15 protein-coding genes are annotated in these 11,935 nt (G+C 69.2%); 10 read left to right on the top strand and 5 right to left on the bottom strand.

Annotated features, from left to right (window positions below):
- Nucleotides 1–64 precede the first annotated feature (64 nt).
- From AB3M82_RS04830 to AB3M82_RS04790, 9 genes are all read left to right on the top strand, one after another.
- A complete protein-coding gene (locus AB3M82_RS04830) occupies nucleotides 65–997 on the top strand; it encodes a TetR/AcrR family transcriptional regulator (RefSeq protein WP_412955920.1) in 933 nt (310 codons plus the stop codon).
- 96 nt (nucleotides 998–1,093) lie between these two features.
- Nucleotides 1,094–1,285 carry a helix-turn-helix domain-containing protein gene (locus AB3M82_RS04825; RefSeq protein WP_102194159.1) on the top strand — a complete coding sequence of 64 codons (192 nt, stop codon included), beginning with the start codon at nucleotides 1,094–1,096 and terminating at the stop codon, nucleotides 1,283–1,285.
- Nucleotides 1,286–1,418: 133 nt separating this feature from the next.
- Nucleotides 1,419–1,517 (top strand): 30S ribosomal protein bS22, encoded by a 99-nt coding sequence (locus tag AB3M82_RS04820; protein ID WP_003792170.1) that lies wholly within the window; start codon nucleotides 1,419–1,421, stop codon nucleotides 1,515–1,517.
- Nucleotides 1,518–1,614: 97 nt separating this feature from the next.
- Complete coding sequence (locus AB3M82_RS04815) at nucleotides 1,615–1,917, top strand: rhodanese-like domain-containing protein (RefSeq protein ID WP_412955918.1); 303 nt, start codon at nucleotides 1,615–1,617, stop codon at nucleotides 1,915–1,917.
- Nucleotides 1,914–2,210 (top strand): glutaredoxin family protein, encoded by a 297-nt coding sequence (locus AB3M82_RS04810; RefSeq protein ID WP_412955916.1) that lies wholly within the window; start codon nucleotides 1,914–1,916, stop codon nucleotides 2,208–2,210. The genes AB3M82_RS04815 and AB3M82_RS04810 overlap by 4 nt, the downstream gene beginning before the upstream one ends.
- Nucleotides 2,207–2,509 carry a Dabb family protein gene (locus tag AB3M82_RS04805; RefSeq protein WP_412955915.1) on the top strand — a complete coding sequence of 101 codons (303 nt, stop codon included), beginning with the start codon at nucleotides 2,207–2,209 and terminating at the stop codon, nucleotides 2,507–2,509. Before AB3M82_RS04810 ends, AB3M82_RS04805 begins: the two co-directional genes overlap by 4 nt.
- A gap of 145 nt (nucleotides 2,510–2,654) precedes the next feature.
- Entirely contained in the window at nucleotides 2,655–3,470 is an 816-nt protein-coding gene (locus AB3M82_RS04800; RefSeq protein ID WP_412955913.1) for a basic amino acid ABC transporter substrate-binding protein, read from the top strand.
- A gap of 32 nt (nucleotides 3,471–3,502) precedes the next feature.
- Complete coding sequence (locus AB3M82_RS04795; RefSeq protein WP_412955911.1) at nucleotides 3,503–4,300, top strand: amino acid ABC transporter permease; 798 nt, start codon at nucleotides 3,503–3,505, stop codon at nucleotides 4,298–4,300.
- A complete protein-coding gene (locus AB3M82_RS04790) occupies nucleotides 4,297–5,052 on the top strand; it encodes an amino acid ABC transporter ATP-binding protein (RefSeq protein WP_412955909.1) in 756 nt (251 codons plus the stop codon). Before AB3M82_RS04795 ends, AB3M82_RS04790 begins: the two co-directional genes overlap by 4 nt.
- 59 nt (nucleotides 5,053–5,111) lie before the next feature.
- Here AB3M82_RS04790 and AB3M82_RS04785 read toward each other — a convergent pair whose 3' ends face one another.
- From AB3M82_RS04785 to AB3M82_RS04770, 4 genes are read right to left on the bottom strand one after another with little or no spacing between them, the layout of a single operon-like run.
- Entirely contained in the window at nucleotides 5,112–6,203 is a 1,092-nt protein-coding gene (locus AB3M82_RS04785) for an ABC transporter ATP-binding protein (protein WP_412955907.1), read from the bottom strand.
- Nucleotides 6,200–6,994: an ABC transporter permease gene (locus tag AB3M82_RS04780; RefSeq protein WP_412955905.1), complete on the bottom strand. Its 795-nt coding sequence runs from the start codon at nucleotides 6,992–6,994 to the stop codon at nucleotides 6,200–6,202. The genes AB3M82_RS04785 and AB3M82_RS04780 overlap by 4 nt, the downstream gene beginning before the upstream one ends.
- Nucleotides 6,991–7,929, bottom strand: a complete 939-nt coding sequence (locus tag AB3M82_RS04775; RefSeq protein WP_412955904.1) for an ABC transporter permease — start codon at nucleotides 7,927–7,929, stop codon at nucleotides 6,991–6,993. The genes AB3M82_RS04780 and AB3M82_RS04775 overlap by 4 nt, the downstream gene beginning before the upstream one ends.
- The gene (locus tag AB3M82_RS04770; protein ID WP_412955902.1) at nucleotides 7,926–9,065 is read right to left on the bottom strand and encodes an ABC transporter substrate-binding protein; all 1,140 of its coding nucleotides are present in this window, start codon (nucleotides 9,063–9,065) and stop codon (nucleotides 7,926–7,928) included. Before AB3M82_RS04770 ends, AB3M82_RS04775 begins: the two co-directional genes overlap by 4 nt.
- Before the next feature lie 212 nt (nucleotides 9,066–9,277).
- On the opposite strand from AB3M82_RS04770, the gene AB3M82_RS04765 reads away from it, so the two are divergent.
- Complete coding sequence (locus tag AB3M82_RS04765) at nucleotides 9,278–10,060, top strand: sulfite exporter TauE/SafE family protein (RefSeq protein ID WP_412958009.1); 783 nt, start codon at nucleotides 9,278–9,280, stop codon at nucleotides 10,058–10,060.
- A 43-nt stretch (nucleotides 10,061–10,103) separates the two neighbouring features.
- On the opposite strand, the gene aspS is transcribed toward AB3M82_RS04765, so the two are convergent.
- A complete protein-coding gene (gene aspS, locus AB3M82_RS04760; protein ID WP_412955901.1) occupies nucleotides 10,104–11,885 on the bottom strand; it encodes an aspartate--tRNA ligase in 1,782 nt (593 codons plus the stop codon).
- Between the last annotated feature and the right edge of the window lie 50 nt (nucleotides 11,886–11,935).

The following is an 11,935-nucleotide window of genomic DNA, read 5'->3' as shown; positions in this document are numbered from 1 at the left end:
TCCGAAACTGATGCGTATGACGGTAACACACTGTTTAGGCAATAAACAGAAGTAGGGTGGAACCATGACCGAGGAAGATCCGCTCGAGCTGCCCCGCGGCATCGCGCTCGCGTGGGGCGTGGCCGCGACGCCGCAACGCGGACCCAAGCGCGAGATGAGCGTGGAGCGCATCGTCGACGCCGCGGTCGCGCTGGCGGACGCCGAGGGCATCGGAGCCGTGTCGATGGCCGCCGTCGCAGCCAGGCTCGGGTTCACGCCGATGTCGCTCTACCGTTACGTCAGCGCGAAGGACGACCTGCTCCTCCTCATGCAGGAGGAGGCGACCGGCATCCCTCCGGAGTCGCATCTCGAGGCGGAGGGATGGCGCGGACGCCTGGTCGCGCTGTACCAGGAGCAGGTGCTCCTCTATCTCCGGCATCCGTGGATGCTGTCGCTGCCGATCACCGGCTCGCCCATCACCCCCCACAGCTCCGCCTGGCTGGACGCGTCGCTCGCCGCCCTCGAGTCCACGCCCCTCGACGCGGAGGAGCGGCTCGCGGTGGCGCTCGCGGTCACCGGTCATGCCCGATGGTGCGGGATCGTGCAGGCCGGCTACTCCGAGCAGTCCCGGACCTCGGGCATGACCCCGGAGGAGATCACCATGCGCGAGTCCGCGCTGTTCGACCGCGTCATCACGGCCGACGAGTATCCGGCCCTGCGGGCGGCGATCGACGAGCGGGCGTTCCTGTCGGAGGCGGATCCGTTCCGCTTCGGGGTGGAGCGGATGCTGGACGGCGTCGAGGCGTACATCGACCGGATCGATCGGGGCGAGCCGCATGTGTCGACCGACGAGTGGGTCGATCTCGACCGGGCGGAACTCTCGGGCGATCGCCGCGTGAAGGAGGCGCAGAAGTCCGTCCGCGAGGCCGAGAAGGCGCTGCGCGTCGCGCGGAAGGCGGAGCGCCAGGCACTGCGGGAGGCGCGGGAGCGGATCGCCAAGGCGGCCGCACGCGACTGAGGGCGCTCGCGCCCCACCGTTCACACCCGGCACACGGGTTTACACGCGTCACCGCCAACCCATAGAGTGTGCACATTCCAGAAAGGGGTACGTGGGATGCCCGAAGTACCAGACGTCCGGTTCCTGACGGTGGCCGAGGTCGCCGAGATCATGCGCGTCTCGAAGATGACCGTCTATCGCCTCGTGCATTCGGGGGAGCTGCCGGCGATCCGATTCGGGCGCAGCTATCGCGTGCCGGAGTCCGCTGTCGCGGACGCGCTCCAGCGTCCGATCTCGGACGTCGGCTGACCTCTCGGCGCCCGACGGCCGTCGTGACGGCGGGGCGCCGGTGATTTGCTAGACTGACCCGAGGCATTTTTCCGTGCCCGTACCCGGGCGTCCGACAAGCGCGACGCCCAGCCCCTGACTTAGTGAGGTTTCCGTGGGTTCTGTCATCAAGAAGCGCCGCAAGCGCATGGCGAAGAAGAAGCACCGCAAGCTGCTTCGCAAGACTCGCCACCAGCGTCGCAACAAGAAGTAAGCGACCAAGACACGAGCGCCCCCGACGGCTCCCCGGAGCATGTCGAATGGGGGCGCTTTGTGTCTCTGCCCCGCATACCGCGCAGCCGAAGGAAGCCATGAAGTCGATCACCGTCACCGAACTCGCCGACCGCACCGGCACGCCGCTCATCGACGTGCGGGAGAAGGGCGAGTTCGCCGCCGGGCACGTCCCCGGCGCCGTCAACATCCCGATGTCCGAGATCGGCAACCGTCTCGACGAGCTGCCCGGTGAGGCGTTCGACGTCATCTGCCAGGCCGGCGGGCGCTCCGCCCGCGTCGTCGAGGCGCTCGAGTCCCGCGGCTTCGACGCGACCAACGTCGAAGGCGGAACCGGCGAGTGGATCGCCCAGGGGCGCCCGGTCGAGGTCCCCTCGGCGTGACCACGCTCACGCTGATCGGCAAGCCCGACTGCCATCTGTGCGACGTCGCGTCCGAGGTGATCGACGCGGTCGTCGCCGAGTTCCCGGATGCCGCGGCGGAGCGCATCGCGATCGTCGAGCGATCCATCCACGATGATCCCACGCTCCACGAGCTGTGGTGGGAGAAGATCCCGGTCGTGCTGATCGACGGCGAGCTGCACGCGCACTGGCGCGTGTCTCCGGACCGTCTGCGCGCCGCCCTCGAGAGCGCCGTGCAGCGCGAAGCGCTCGCCGATCAGAAGGAGTCCGAGTGACCATCCGCCACGTCGTCACTTGGAAGCTCGCCTCCGAGGACGCCGCCGAGCGCGAGCAGCAGGCCGCCGAAGTGGGGCGCCGGCTCAACGCCCTCGACGGCGTCGTGCCCGAGCTGCTGTCGATCTCGGCGGGAGCCAACATGGTGCAGCCCGACGCCAACTGGGACGTCGCGCTCGTCGCGGACTTCGCCTCCGTCGCCGACCTGGACGCGTACCAGGTGCACCCGGCGCACCTGGAGGCCGCGGGCTACATCCGCTCCGTGGTCAGCGCGCGCGTGGCCGCCGACTTCGAGGTCTGAGACCGTCGTCCGGGCGGGCAACGAAACAAAACCGTAATCCCGGATCGGGCAGTCTGGGTGCGGGCATTCCATCGGCACGTGCCAAGATGATGACCTATCGACCTACGACCCGTGGGCTACCCGACACGACTCTCAGGAGCAAGCTATGCACCGTCGCACTACCTTCGCCGGCCTCGCGCTCGTGGCCACCGCCACCCTCGCTCTCGCAGGATGCGCCGGCGGTTCCGACGACTCCGGCTCGGGGGAGCCCGCCGCGGGCGACGAGTACGGCCTGGTCGAGGCCGGCACCCTCACGGTCTGCTCCGACGTGCCCTACCCGCCGTTCGAGATCGAGGACCCCAGCAGCGAGAGCGGCTACTCCGGCTTCGACATCGACCTGCTCGACGCGATCGCGAAGAAGCTCGACCTGAAGCTCTCGGTGCAGGACGTCGGCTTCGACGCGCTGCAGTCCGGCACGACGCTCGCCGCGGGCACCTGCGACGTGGGCGCCTCCGCCATGACCATCACCGACGAGCGCAAGGCGAACATCGACTTCGCCGACCCGTACTACGAGTCGCTGCAGTCGCTGCTCGTGCGCACCGACTCGGGCATCGAGTCGATCGACGACCTCGACGGCAAGGCCGTGGGCGTGCAGCAGGGCACCACGGGCGAGACCTACGCGACCGAGAACGCCACGGGCGCCGAGCTCGTGCAGTACCCGTCCGACGGCGAGCTGTGGCCGGCCATGCAGGCGGGGCAGATCGACGCGATCCTGCAGGACCAGCCGGTCAACCTCGAGCACGAGAAGGCCGACAGCGCCTACAAGATCGTCGAGACGTACGAGACCAACGAGTCGTACGGCTTCGCCTTCGCCAAGGGCGAGAAGGGCGAGCTGCTGGACGCGGTCAACAAGGCTCTCAAGGAGCTGCGCGACAGCGGCGAGTACCAGACGATCTACGACTCCTACTTCACCGCCAACTGACCGGTGTCGGGAAGTCTCGGAGGTCCTTCACGATGGCGTTGAAACGGACCACAAGAAGCAAGCTGTATCGCTACACCGTGTACGCGGTGCTGATCGCCGTCCTCGTCTGGGCGGCGGTCAGCACCGACTGGGAGAAGATCGGGAGACTGTTCTTCAACCCCCAGGTCGCTGCGGCGATGTTCCCCGGGATCATCACGACGGCGTTGGTGAACACCCTGTGGTTCACGGCCGTCGCCTTCCTCGGAGGGCTCGTGCTGGGCATCGTGCTCGCCCTGCTGAAGCTGTCGAGCATCGGCCCGTTCCGGTGGATCGCGACGATCTGGATCGAGCTCTTCCGCGGGCTCCCCGCGATCCTCACGATCTTCGCCGTGACGTTCATCCTGCCGATCGCGCTGGGCATCTCGGGGCGCGACCTGGGCGGCCCGGTCGTGCTCGGTCTGATCGGACTGATCCTCGTCGCCTCCGCATACATGGCCGAGACGATCCGCGCGGGCATCCAGGCGGTCCCGAAGGGGCAGACCGAGGCGGCGCGCTCGCTCGGCATGTCGCCCATGAAGACCACGTTCTGGATCATCATCCCGCAGGGCTTCCGGATCATCATCCCGCCGCTGACGAACGAGTTCGTGCTGCTCCTCAAGGACACCTCGCTGCTCTTCGTCGCCGGGACCTTCATCTGGTCGAAGGAGCTCACGACGTTCGCGCGTGACGCCTCGACCCAGAACACCAACGCGACGCCGCTCATCATGGCGGCGCTGCTCTACCTGATCGTGACGATCCCGCTCACGCGGTACACGGCATGGCTGGAGCGCAGGATGGCGAGGCAGCGATGAGCACCGAATCGATCGACGTCCACGCCCCGGCGATCGACATCCAGGGCCTGGTGAAGAACTTCGGCGACAACGAGGTGCTCAAGGGCATCGATCTGACCGTGACCGCCGGCGAGGTGGTGTGCGTGATCGGCCCATCCGGGTCGGGCAAGTCGACGCTGCTGCGCTCGGTGAACCTGCTCGAGGAGCCCACCGGCGGCAAGGTGCTCATCGAGGGCATCGACATCACCGATCCCGAGACCGACATCGACCGCGTGCGCACCCGCATCGGCATGGTCTTCCAGAGCTTCAACCTGTTCCCGCACCTGAGCGTGCTCGGCAACCTCACGATCGCCCAGCAGCGCGTGAAGAAGCGGAACAAGGCCGAGGCCGAGAGCATCGCGCACGCGATGCTGGCGCGCGTCGGGCTCGCCGAGAAGGCCTCCGCCTACCCCGGGCACCTGTCAGGTGGACAGCAGCAGCGCGTCGCGATCGCGCGGGCGCTGTGCATGAACCCCGACATGATGCTGTTCGACGAGCCGACGTCGGCGCTCGACCCCGAGCTGGTCGGCGAGGTGCTGCAGGTCATGCGCTCGCTCGCCGACGACGGCATGACCATGCTCGTGGTGACCCACGAGATGGGCTTCGCGCGCGAAGTGGGCTCCCGCCTGATCTTCATGGACGGCGGACACATCGTCGAGGAGGGCGACCCGCGCGAGGTCCTCGCCAACCCGCAGCATCAGCGGACGAAGGACTTCCTCTCGCGCGTGCTCTGACCGAGTGACGCGAGCGGCCCCCGGAGCACACGCTCCGGGGGCCGCTCCTGTGGGGCCGCTCAGCTGCGGGGGTGCACCGCCACCGGCTCGGGGGCGACGGAGATCCGCACGCGGTCGCCGAAGGCGGGGTGGATGCCCGGGGCGTGCTGCACCCGCACGAGATCGCCGGACTCGGTGCGCACGAGGGTCCGGCGCATGCTTCCGAGGAAAGTGCTCTCCTCGACCAGGGCGTCGGTCGCGGCATCCGCCTCCGAGCAGAAGAACACGTTCTCGGGGCGGAGGTAGACGTCGACCGGCCCGTCGGCGGGCGTCTGCAGCGGCAGGCGCTGCCCCCACACGACGACGTGGTCGCCGTCGGCGACGCCCGGGACGATGCTGGAGAGGCCGACGAACGCGGCGACGCCCGCCGTCGACGGCGTCGTGTAGAGCTCTTCGGGAGAGCCGATCTGCTCGATGCGGCCGGAGTTCATGACGGCGATCCGGTCGGAGACGGCCAGAGCCTCCTCCTGGTCGTGCGTGACGAAGACCGTCGTGATGCCGAGGCGCAGCTGGATGCGCCGGATCTCGTCGCGCAGCTGCACGCGTACCTTGGCGTCGAGCGCCGAGAGCGGCTCGTCGAGCAGCAGCACCTTGGGCTCGGTGACGAGGGCCCGGGCGAGTGCGACGCGCTGCTGCTGTCCGCCGGAGAGCTGGTGGGGGAAGCGGTCGACGAAGTCGGCCAGTCCCACGAGCGCCAGGGCGTCCTTCGCGCGCTTCACCGCCTCACCCGCGGCCACGCCCCGGCGGCGCAGGCCGAACGCGGTGTTCTCCGCGACGCGCAGGTGCGGGAACAGCGAGTACGACTGGAACACCATGCCGATGTCGCGCTTGTTCGTGGGCACCCGCGACACGTCGCGTCCGCCGAGGAGCACGGCACCGTCGTCGGAGCCCTCGAGGCCGGCGAGCACCCGCAGCAGCGTCGTCTTGCCGCAGCCCGAGGGGCCGAGCAGGGAGACGAACTCGCCGGGCGCGATGTCGAGGTCGACGCCGTGCAGCACGGTGTTGCCCGCGTAGCTCTTCACGATGCCCTGCAGCTGCACGCGGGTGCCTTCTCCCGCCTCGGCGAGCAGCAGGTTGTCCTGGGTGCGGGGGAGTGCGTGATCGATGGTCATGACCGGGCCTTTCCGTTGCCGCGGGCGACGCGGCCGATGAGGAGGAGCAGCAGGAAGACGAACGCCAGCGCGAGGAGCGTGAAGATCGCGGGGGCGTAGGGGTCCTGCTTCTGGACGACGACCATCGCCGTCTGGAACACCTGGCGGTTGAGGAGCGAGGCGATCGTGAACTCGCCGAGCACGACGGCGATGGAGATCAGCGACGCGGCCAGCAGGCCCTGACGCAGGTTCGGCGCCAGCACCTTGAGCACGACCGTCGGCCAGCTCGCGCCGAGCGAGCGAGCCGCCTCCGACAGCGTGCGCAGGTCGGCGGCGTCGATCGAGGCCTGGATCGAGCGGTAGGCGAAGGGCAGCACCGTGATGCCGTACGCGAAGGCGAGCGTCCAGGTGCCCGTGCCGAAGGCGCGGCCGATCTGCAGGTAGATCGGCGCGAGGCCGACGACGAGCACGATGGCGGGGATCGAGATCGGCAGCAGCACCGCGAACTCGAACGCCGGCTTGATCTTGCCGAAGCGCAGGTTGACCAGGATCATCGTGGGGGCGAGCAGGAGCAGCACGATCGCGACGGTGACGACGGCGAGGATCAGCGAGTTCCCCAGCCCCGTCCAGATCGGCTTGATGGCTGCGGAGGCCGCCGGGTCGAACAGGGCGATCCACCGGTCGAACGACAGGGCGCCGTCGGGTCCGCGGAGCGTGTAGAGCAGGGTCGACACCAGCGGAACCGCGAAGAAGGCGCCGACGAGGATGCCGATGACCCAGCGGGTCGTGCGGGAGGGCGCGAGACGGTTCACGACTGCCACCTCGCAGCCCGGCGCTGGATCAGCGAGTACAGGGCCATGACGATTCCGACGATGACGATCATGCCCAGTGCGAGCGCGCCGGCGAGGTTCTCCCGGCCCAGCACCGTCTCGCTCGTGAGCGACGTGCGGATCTGCAGCGGAACGATCTGAGACCCCTGGCTGGCTAGGGCGGCAGCCGTCGCATACGACGAGAACGCGTTGGCGAAGAGCAGGAGCAGGCTCGCCAGGAACGAGGGGGCGAGCACCGGGAGGCCGACGCGCGTCCAGAAGCTCGTTCGCGTTCCGCCGAGCGTGAGGTTCGCCTCGGCCCACTGCGGCTTGAGGGCGGCGAGGGCGGGCATGAACGTGATGACCATGAGCGGGATCTGGAAGTAGATGTACGGCAGGATCAGTCCCGGCAGCTCGTAGAGCCAGGTGCCGTTCTCGTAGATGTCGAATCCGAGGGCGTCCTGCAGGAAGACGGTGATGACGCCCTGGATGCCGATGGTCGCGATGAAGGCGAAGGCCAGCATGACGCCGCCGAACTGGGCGAGCACGCCGGCCGCGGCATCCACCGTCGCGCGGATCGCGCCGTCGGGGTTCATCCCGAGCAGGGCGTAGCAGACCAGCGCGCCCACGACCGCTCCGACGGCGGCGGTGAGGAGCGAGAGCCAGGCGGAGTTGGCGAACGTGTTCAGCACGACCGGATCGCCCAGTGCGGCCACGTTGGCCCAGGTGAACTCGCCGTCACGGGTGAAGAAGCCGGAGCCGATCGCCAACAGCGTCGGCACCGCGAGGAACAGCAGGACGTAGGCCGCGAAGGGCAGCAGTCCCAGCCAGGCCAGGGACGGCGCGGACCGCCGGGCCCTCGCGCTGTGCGAGGGCCCGGCGGGAGCGTCGGGGGCGGATGCCGGAGCACCCGCCCCCGGGTGGACGAGAGTCGTCACTGGACCGCCGCGGCCCACTTCTCGCCGAGCAGGGTGCCGGCGTTCGTGGACTGCTCCTCGGTGGGGACCACCGTCTCCTCAGGGGCCTCCGGGAGTGCGGACGCGAGGTCCTCGTCGATCGTGCCCGCGTCGACCATCGCCGCCATGCGGACGGGGCGCGCGCCACCCTTGAGCCAGAGGTTCTGCACCTCGTCGCTGTAGAGGAACTCCTGCCAGAGGCGAGCGGCCGCCGGGTGCGGGGCGTCGACGTTGATGGCCTGGTTGTAGTAGCCGGCGTACCCGGTGCCGTCGAGGATCTCGACCTTCCAGTCCGGGTTGTCGGCGGTGTGCGCCGCGTTCAGGTAGTCCCAGTCGAAGACGACCGGGGTCTCGCCGCTCGCGACGGTGGCCGTGGTGACGTCGACCTTGAGCATGTTCCCGGCCTTCTGCAGCTCGGAGAAGAAGTCGATGCCCGGCTGGAAGTCGTCGAGCGTGCCGTCGGACTGGACGGTCGCGAGGCCCACGGCGGCGAAGGCGGCTCCGGCCTGCGTCGGGTCGCCGTTGATCGCGACCGCGCCCTTGTAGTCGGCCGAGAGCAGGTCGGCCAGCTCGGACGGGGCGTCGAAGGCCGACGAGTCGTAGCCGATCGACATGTACCCGCCGTAGTCGCCGACGAAGAGACCGGTGGGCTCCTTGAGCTCCTCGGGGATGTCGTCCCACGTCTGCACCTGGTACGGCGCGAACGAGTCGGTGTTCTGCAGCGCGACCGTGAGTCCGAGGTCGAACACGTCGGGAGCGGTGTCGAGGCCCTTGTTCGTCTCGGCCGCCTGGATCTCCTCGGCGCTGGAGACGTCGGGCGACGCCTCGTTGATCGTGATCTCGGGGTACTTCTCGGCGAAGAGGTCGAGGATCTCGCCGTAGTTCGCCCAGTCGCGCGGCAGTGCGATGACGTTCAGCTGGCCTTCGGCCTTGGCGGCCGCCTCGAGGTCTTCGAACGAGCCGAAGTCATCGACCGACGTCGCGGTCGAGGCGTCGACGCCGGTGGAGTCCGCGTCGGTGGCGTCGGCAGCGCCGGAGCAGGCGGTGAGCGCCAGCGCGGCGGTGGTGACCAGAGCGATGCCGGCGCCGATGCGCGCGCGGCGGGTGAAGCGTGCCATGAGTGTCCTCTCGGGTCCGGCGGGATGCCGGGTTCGGGTTGCGAAAGGAACGTATTGGCCGGGAGTTACCGGTCGGAGCGGCGCGGGTGAACGAGCGGTGACCGGTTCATGGCCGAGCAGGGGCGGCGGATGCCGGGGCGCGGCGCACCGTCTGGAATCATGGGCAGGTGGATATCGGTGCCGTGCTCGGGCTCGAGCAGCTCACATGGGGCATGCTGCTGCTGATCGTCGTGGCGGCGTTCGGTGCGGGGTGGATCGACGCGGTGGTCGGCGGGGGAGGGCTCCTGCAGCTGCCCGCCCTCCTGCTCATCCCCGGGATCGCGCCGATCCAGGCGCTCGCGACGAACAAGCTCGCTTCGGTCTTCGGCACCGCCACGAGCAGCGTGACCTACTACCGGCGCGCGAGACCCGACATCCGCACCGCGATTCCGATGGCCGTGATCGCGCTCGCCGGATCGTTCGGCGGCGCGGCCGTCGCGACGCTGCTGCCCGCTGCCGCGTTCAAGCCGATCATCGTGGTGGCGCTGCTCGCGGTGGCGCTGTTCACGGCGTTCCGTCCCCAGATGGGTGCGGCCACGATGCTGCGCTTCCACGGACACAAGCACCACCTCATGGCCGGGGCCGCCGGCCTCGTGATCGGCTTCTATGACGGCATGATCGGGCCCGGCACCGGCACGTTCCTCGTGATCGCCCTGGTCGCGCTGCTCGGCTACGACTTCCTGCAGGCCAGCGCCAAGGCCAAGATCGTCAACCTCGCCACGAACGCGGGCGCGCTGCTGCTGTTCATCCCGCACGGCTCGGTGCTCTGGCTGCTCGGTGGCATCCTCGCCGTGGCCAACATCGGAGGCAGCTACCTCGGCTCGCGCATGGCGATCTCGCGCGGCACCGGCTTCATCCGCGTGGTCTTCCTCATCGTCGTGATCGCGCTGATCGCGAAGCTCGGCGTCGACGTGTGGAACGAGAACATCGCGCCCGCCCTCGCGGCGATGCACTGAGGCCCCGCACGATCGACGATCGTGCGGGGCCTCGGGTCGCAGCTCAGTCCTCGTCGCCCTCGGGATCGGCGTCGACGCCCGCCTCGGCGCGCTGCTCGGGCGTGATGGGCGCCGGAGCAGCGGTGAGCGGGTCGTAGCCGTTGCCCGACTTCGGGAAGGCGATGACCTCGCGGATCGACTCGGTCTTCGTGAGGTGCTGCATCACGCGGTCCATACCCAGGGCGATGCCGCCGTGCGGCGGGGCGCCGAACTTGAACGCGTCGAGGAGGAAGCCGAACTGCTCGTCGGCCTGCTCGTCGCTGATGCCCATGACCTCGAACACACGCTTCTGCACGTCCTCGCGGTGGATGCGGATCGATCCGCCGCCGAGCTCGGAGCCATTGCAGACGATGTCGTACGCGTAGGCGAGCGCCGAGCCGGGGTCGGTGTCGAACGTGTCCTCGAACTCGGGCTTCGGCCCCGTGAAGGCGTGGTGCACGGCGGTCCACGCACCGGCGCCGACGGCGACGTCGCCCGAGGCCACGGCATCCGCCGCCGGCTCGAACATCGGTGCGTCCACGACCCACGTGAAGGCGAACTCGTCGGGGTTCAGGTAGCCGAGACGGCGGCCGATCTCCACCCGCGCGGCGCCGAGGAGCGCACGGCTCTCCTTCGTCGAGCCGGCGGCGAAGAACACGCAGTCGCCGGGCTCGGCGCCGACGAACTCCGCCAGCCCCGCCTGCTCGGTCTCGGAGAGGTTCTTGGCGGCGGGGCCGCCGAGCGTGCCGTCTTCGTTGAAGAGCACGTACGCGAGGCCGCGGGCACCGCGCTGCTTGGCCCAGTCCTGCCAGGCGTCCAGCTGCTTGCGCGGCTGACTCGCGCCGCCGGGCATGCGTACGGCGCCGACGTACTCGGCCTGGAAGACCCGGAACGGCGTCTCGGCGAAGTACTCGGTCGCCTCGACGAGCTCGAGGCCGAAGCGCAGGTCGGGCTTGTCGGAGCCGTACTTGGACATGGCGTCGGCGTAGGTCATCCGCGGAAGGGGCGTGGCCACTTCGACGCCGATCGTCGCCCACATCGCCTGGATGATCGACTCCATCAGCGTGATGACGTCTTCCTGGTCGACGAAGCTCATCTCGATGTCGAGCTGCGTGAACTCCGGCTGCCGGTCGGCGCGGAAGTCCTCGTCGCGGTAGCAGCGCGCGATCTGGAAGTACTTCTCGACGCCGCCGACCATCAGCAGCTGCTTGAACAGCTGGGGCGACTGCGGAAGGGCGTACCAGCTGCCGGGGCTCAGGCGGGCGGGCACGAGGAAGTCGCGGGCGCCTTCGGGCGTCGACCGGGTGAGGGTCGGGGTCTCGACCTCGGTGAAGTCCTGCGCGTGCAGCACGTCGCGGACGGCCTTGTAGACGTCCGACCGCAGGCGCAGGGCGGATGCCGGCGCCGGGCGCCGCAGGTCGAGGTAGCGGTACTTGAGGCGCGCCTCCTCGCCGACCGTCTCGTTCTCGGCGAGGGCCGTCGAGACCGGGAAGGGCAGGGCGGTGGACTCGTTGAGCACCTCGACCTCGGCGGCGATGAGCTCGATCTCGCCGGTCGGCAGGTTCGGGTTCTCGTTGCCCTCGGGGCGGCGGGAGACCTCGCCGGTCACCTTCAGCACGAACTCGTTGCGCAGCGGGTGCGCGATCTCCTCGTCGCGGATGACGACCTGCGCGATGCCCGAGGCATCCCGAAGATCGATGAACGCGACTCCTCCGTGGTCACGACGGCGATCGACCCACCCCGCGAGGGTGACGGTCCGACCGATGTGCTCGGCTCGCAATGAGCCTGCCGAGTGAGTGCGAAGCACGGAGGATTCCTTCTGATCTGGAGAGGATGGACCCGCTCAGTCTACGGGGG

Source organism: Microbacterium californiense, assembly GCF_047246625.1.
Lineage (GTDB): Bacteria > Actinomycetota > Actinomycetes > Actinomycetales > Microbacteriaceae > Microbacterium.
The sequence above is the reverse complement of the archived record's forward strand: the minus strand, read 5'-3'. Positions and strand labels throughout refer to the sequence as shown.

What these genes read in the sequence shown, in the direction of transcription:
- AB3M82_RS04830 (WP_412955920.1), top strand. Translation starts at nt 65, where the DNA reads ATGACCGAGGAAGATCCGCTCGAGCTGCCCCGCGGCATCGCGCTCGCG.
- AB3M82_RS04825 (WP_102194159.1), top strand. Translation starts at nt 1,094, where the DNA reads ATGCCCGAAGTACCAGACGTCCGGTTCCTGACGGTGGCCGAGGTCGCC.
- AB3M82_RS04815 (WP_412955918.1), top strand. Translation starts at nt 1,615, where the DNA reads ATGAAGTCGATCACCGTCACCGAACTCGCCGACCGCACCGGCACGCCG.
- AB3M82_RS04800 (WP_412955913.1), top strand. Translation starts at nt 2,655, where the DNA reads ATGCACCGTCGCACTACCTTCGCCGGCCTCGCGCTCGTGGCCACCGCC.
- AB3M82_RS04795 (WP_412955911.1), top strand. Translation starts at nt 3,503, where the DNA reads ATGGCGTTGAAACGGACCACAAGAAGCAAGCTGTATCGCTACACCGTG.
- AB3M82_RS04790 (WP_412955909.1), top strand. Translation starts at nt 4,297, where the DNA reads ATGAGCACCGAATCGATCGACGTCCACGCCCCGGCGATCGACATCCAG.
- AB3M82_RS04785 (WP_412955907.1), bottom strand. Translation starts at nt 6,203, where the DNA reads ATGACCATCGATCACGCACTCCCCCGCACCCAGGACAACCTGCTGCTC.
- AB3M82_RS04770 (WP_412955902.1), bottom strand. Translation starts at nt 9,065, where the DNA reads ATGGCACGCTTCACCCGCCGCGCGCGCATCGGCGCCGGCATCGCTCTG.
- AB3M82_RS04765 (WP_412958009.1), top strand. Translation starts at nt 9,278, where the DNA reads ATGCTGCTGCTGATCGTCGTGGCGGCGTTCGGTGCGGGGTGGATCGAC.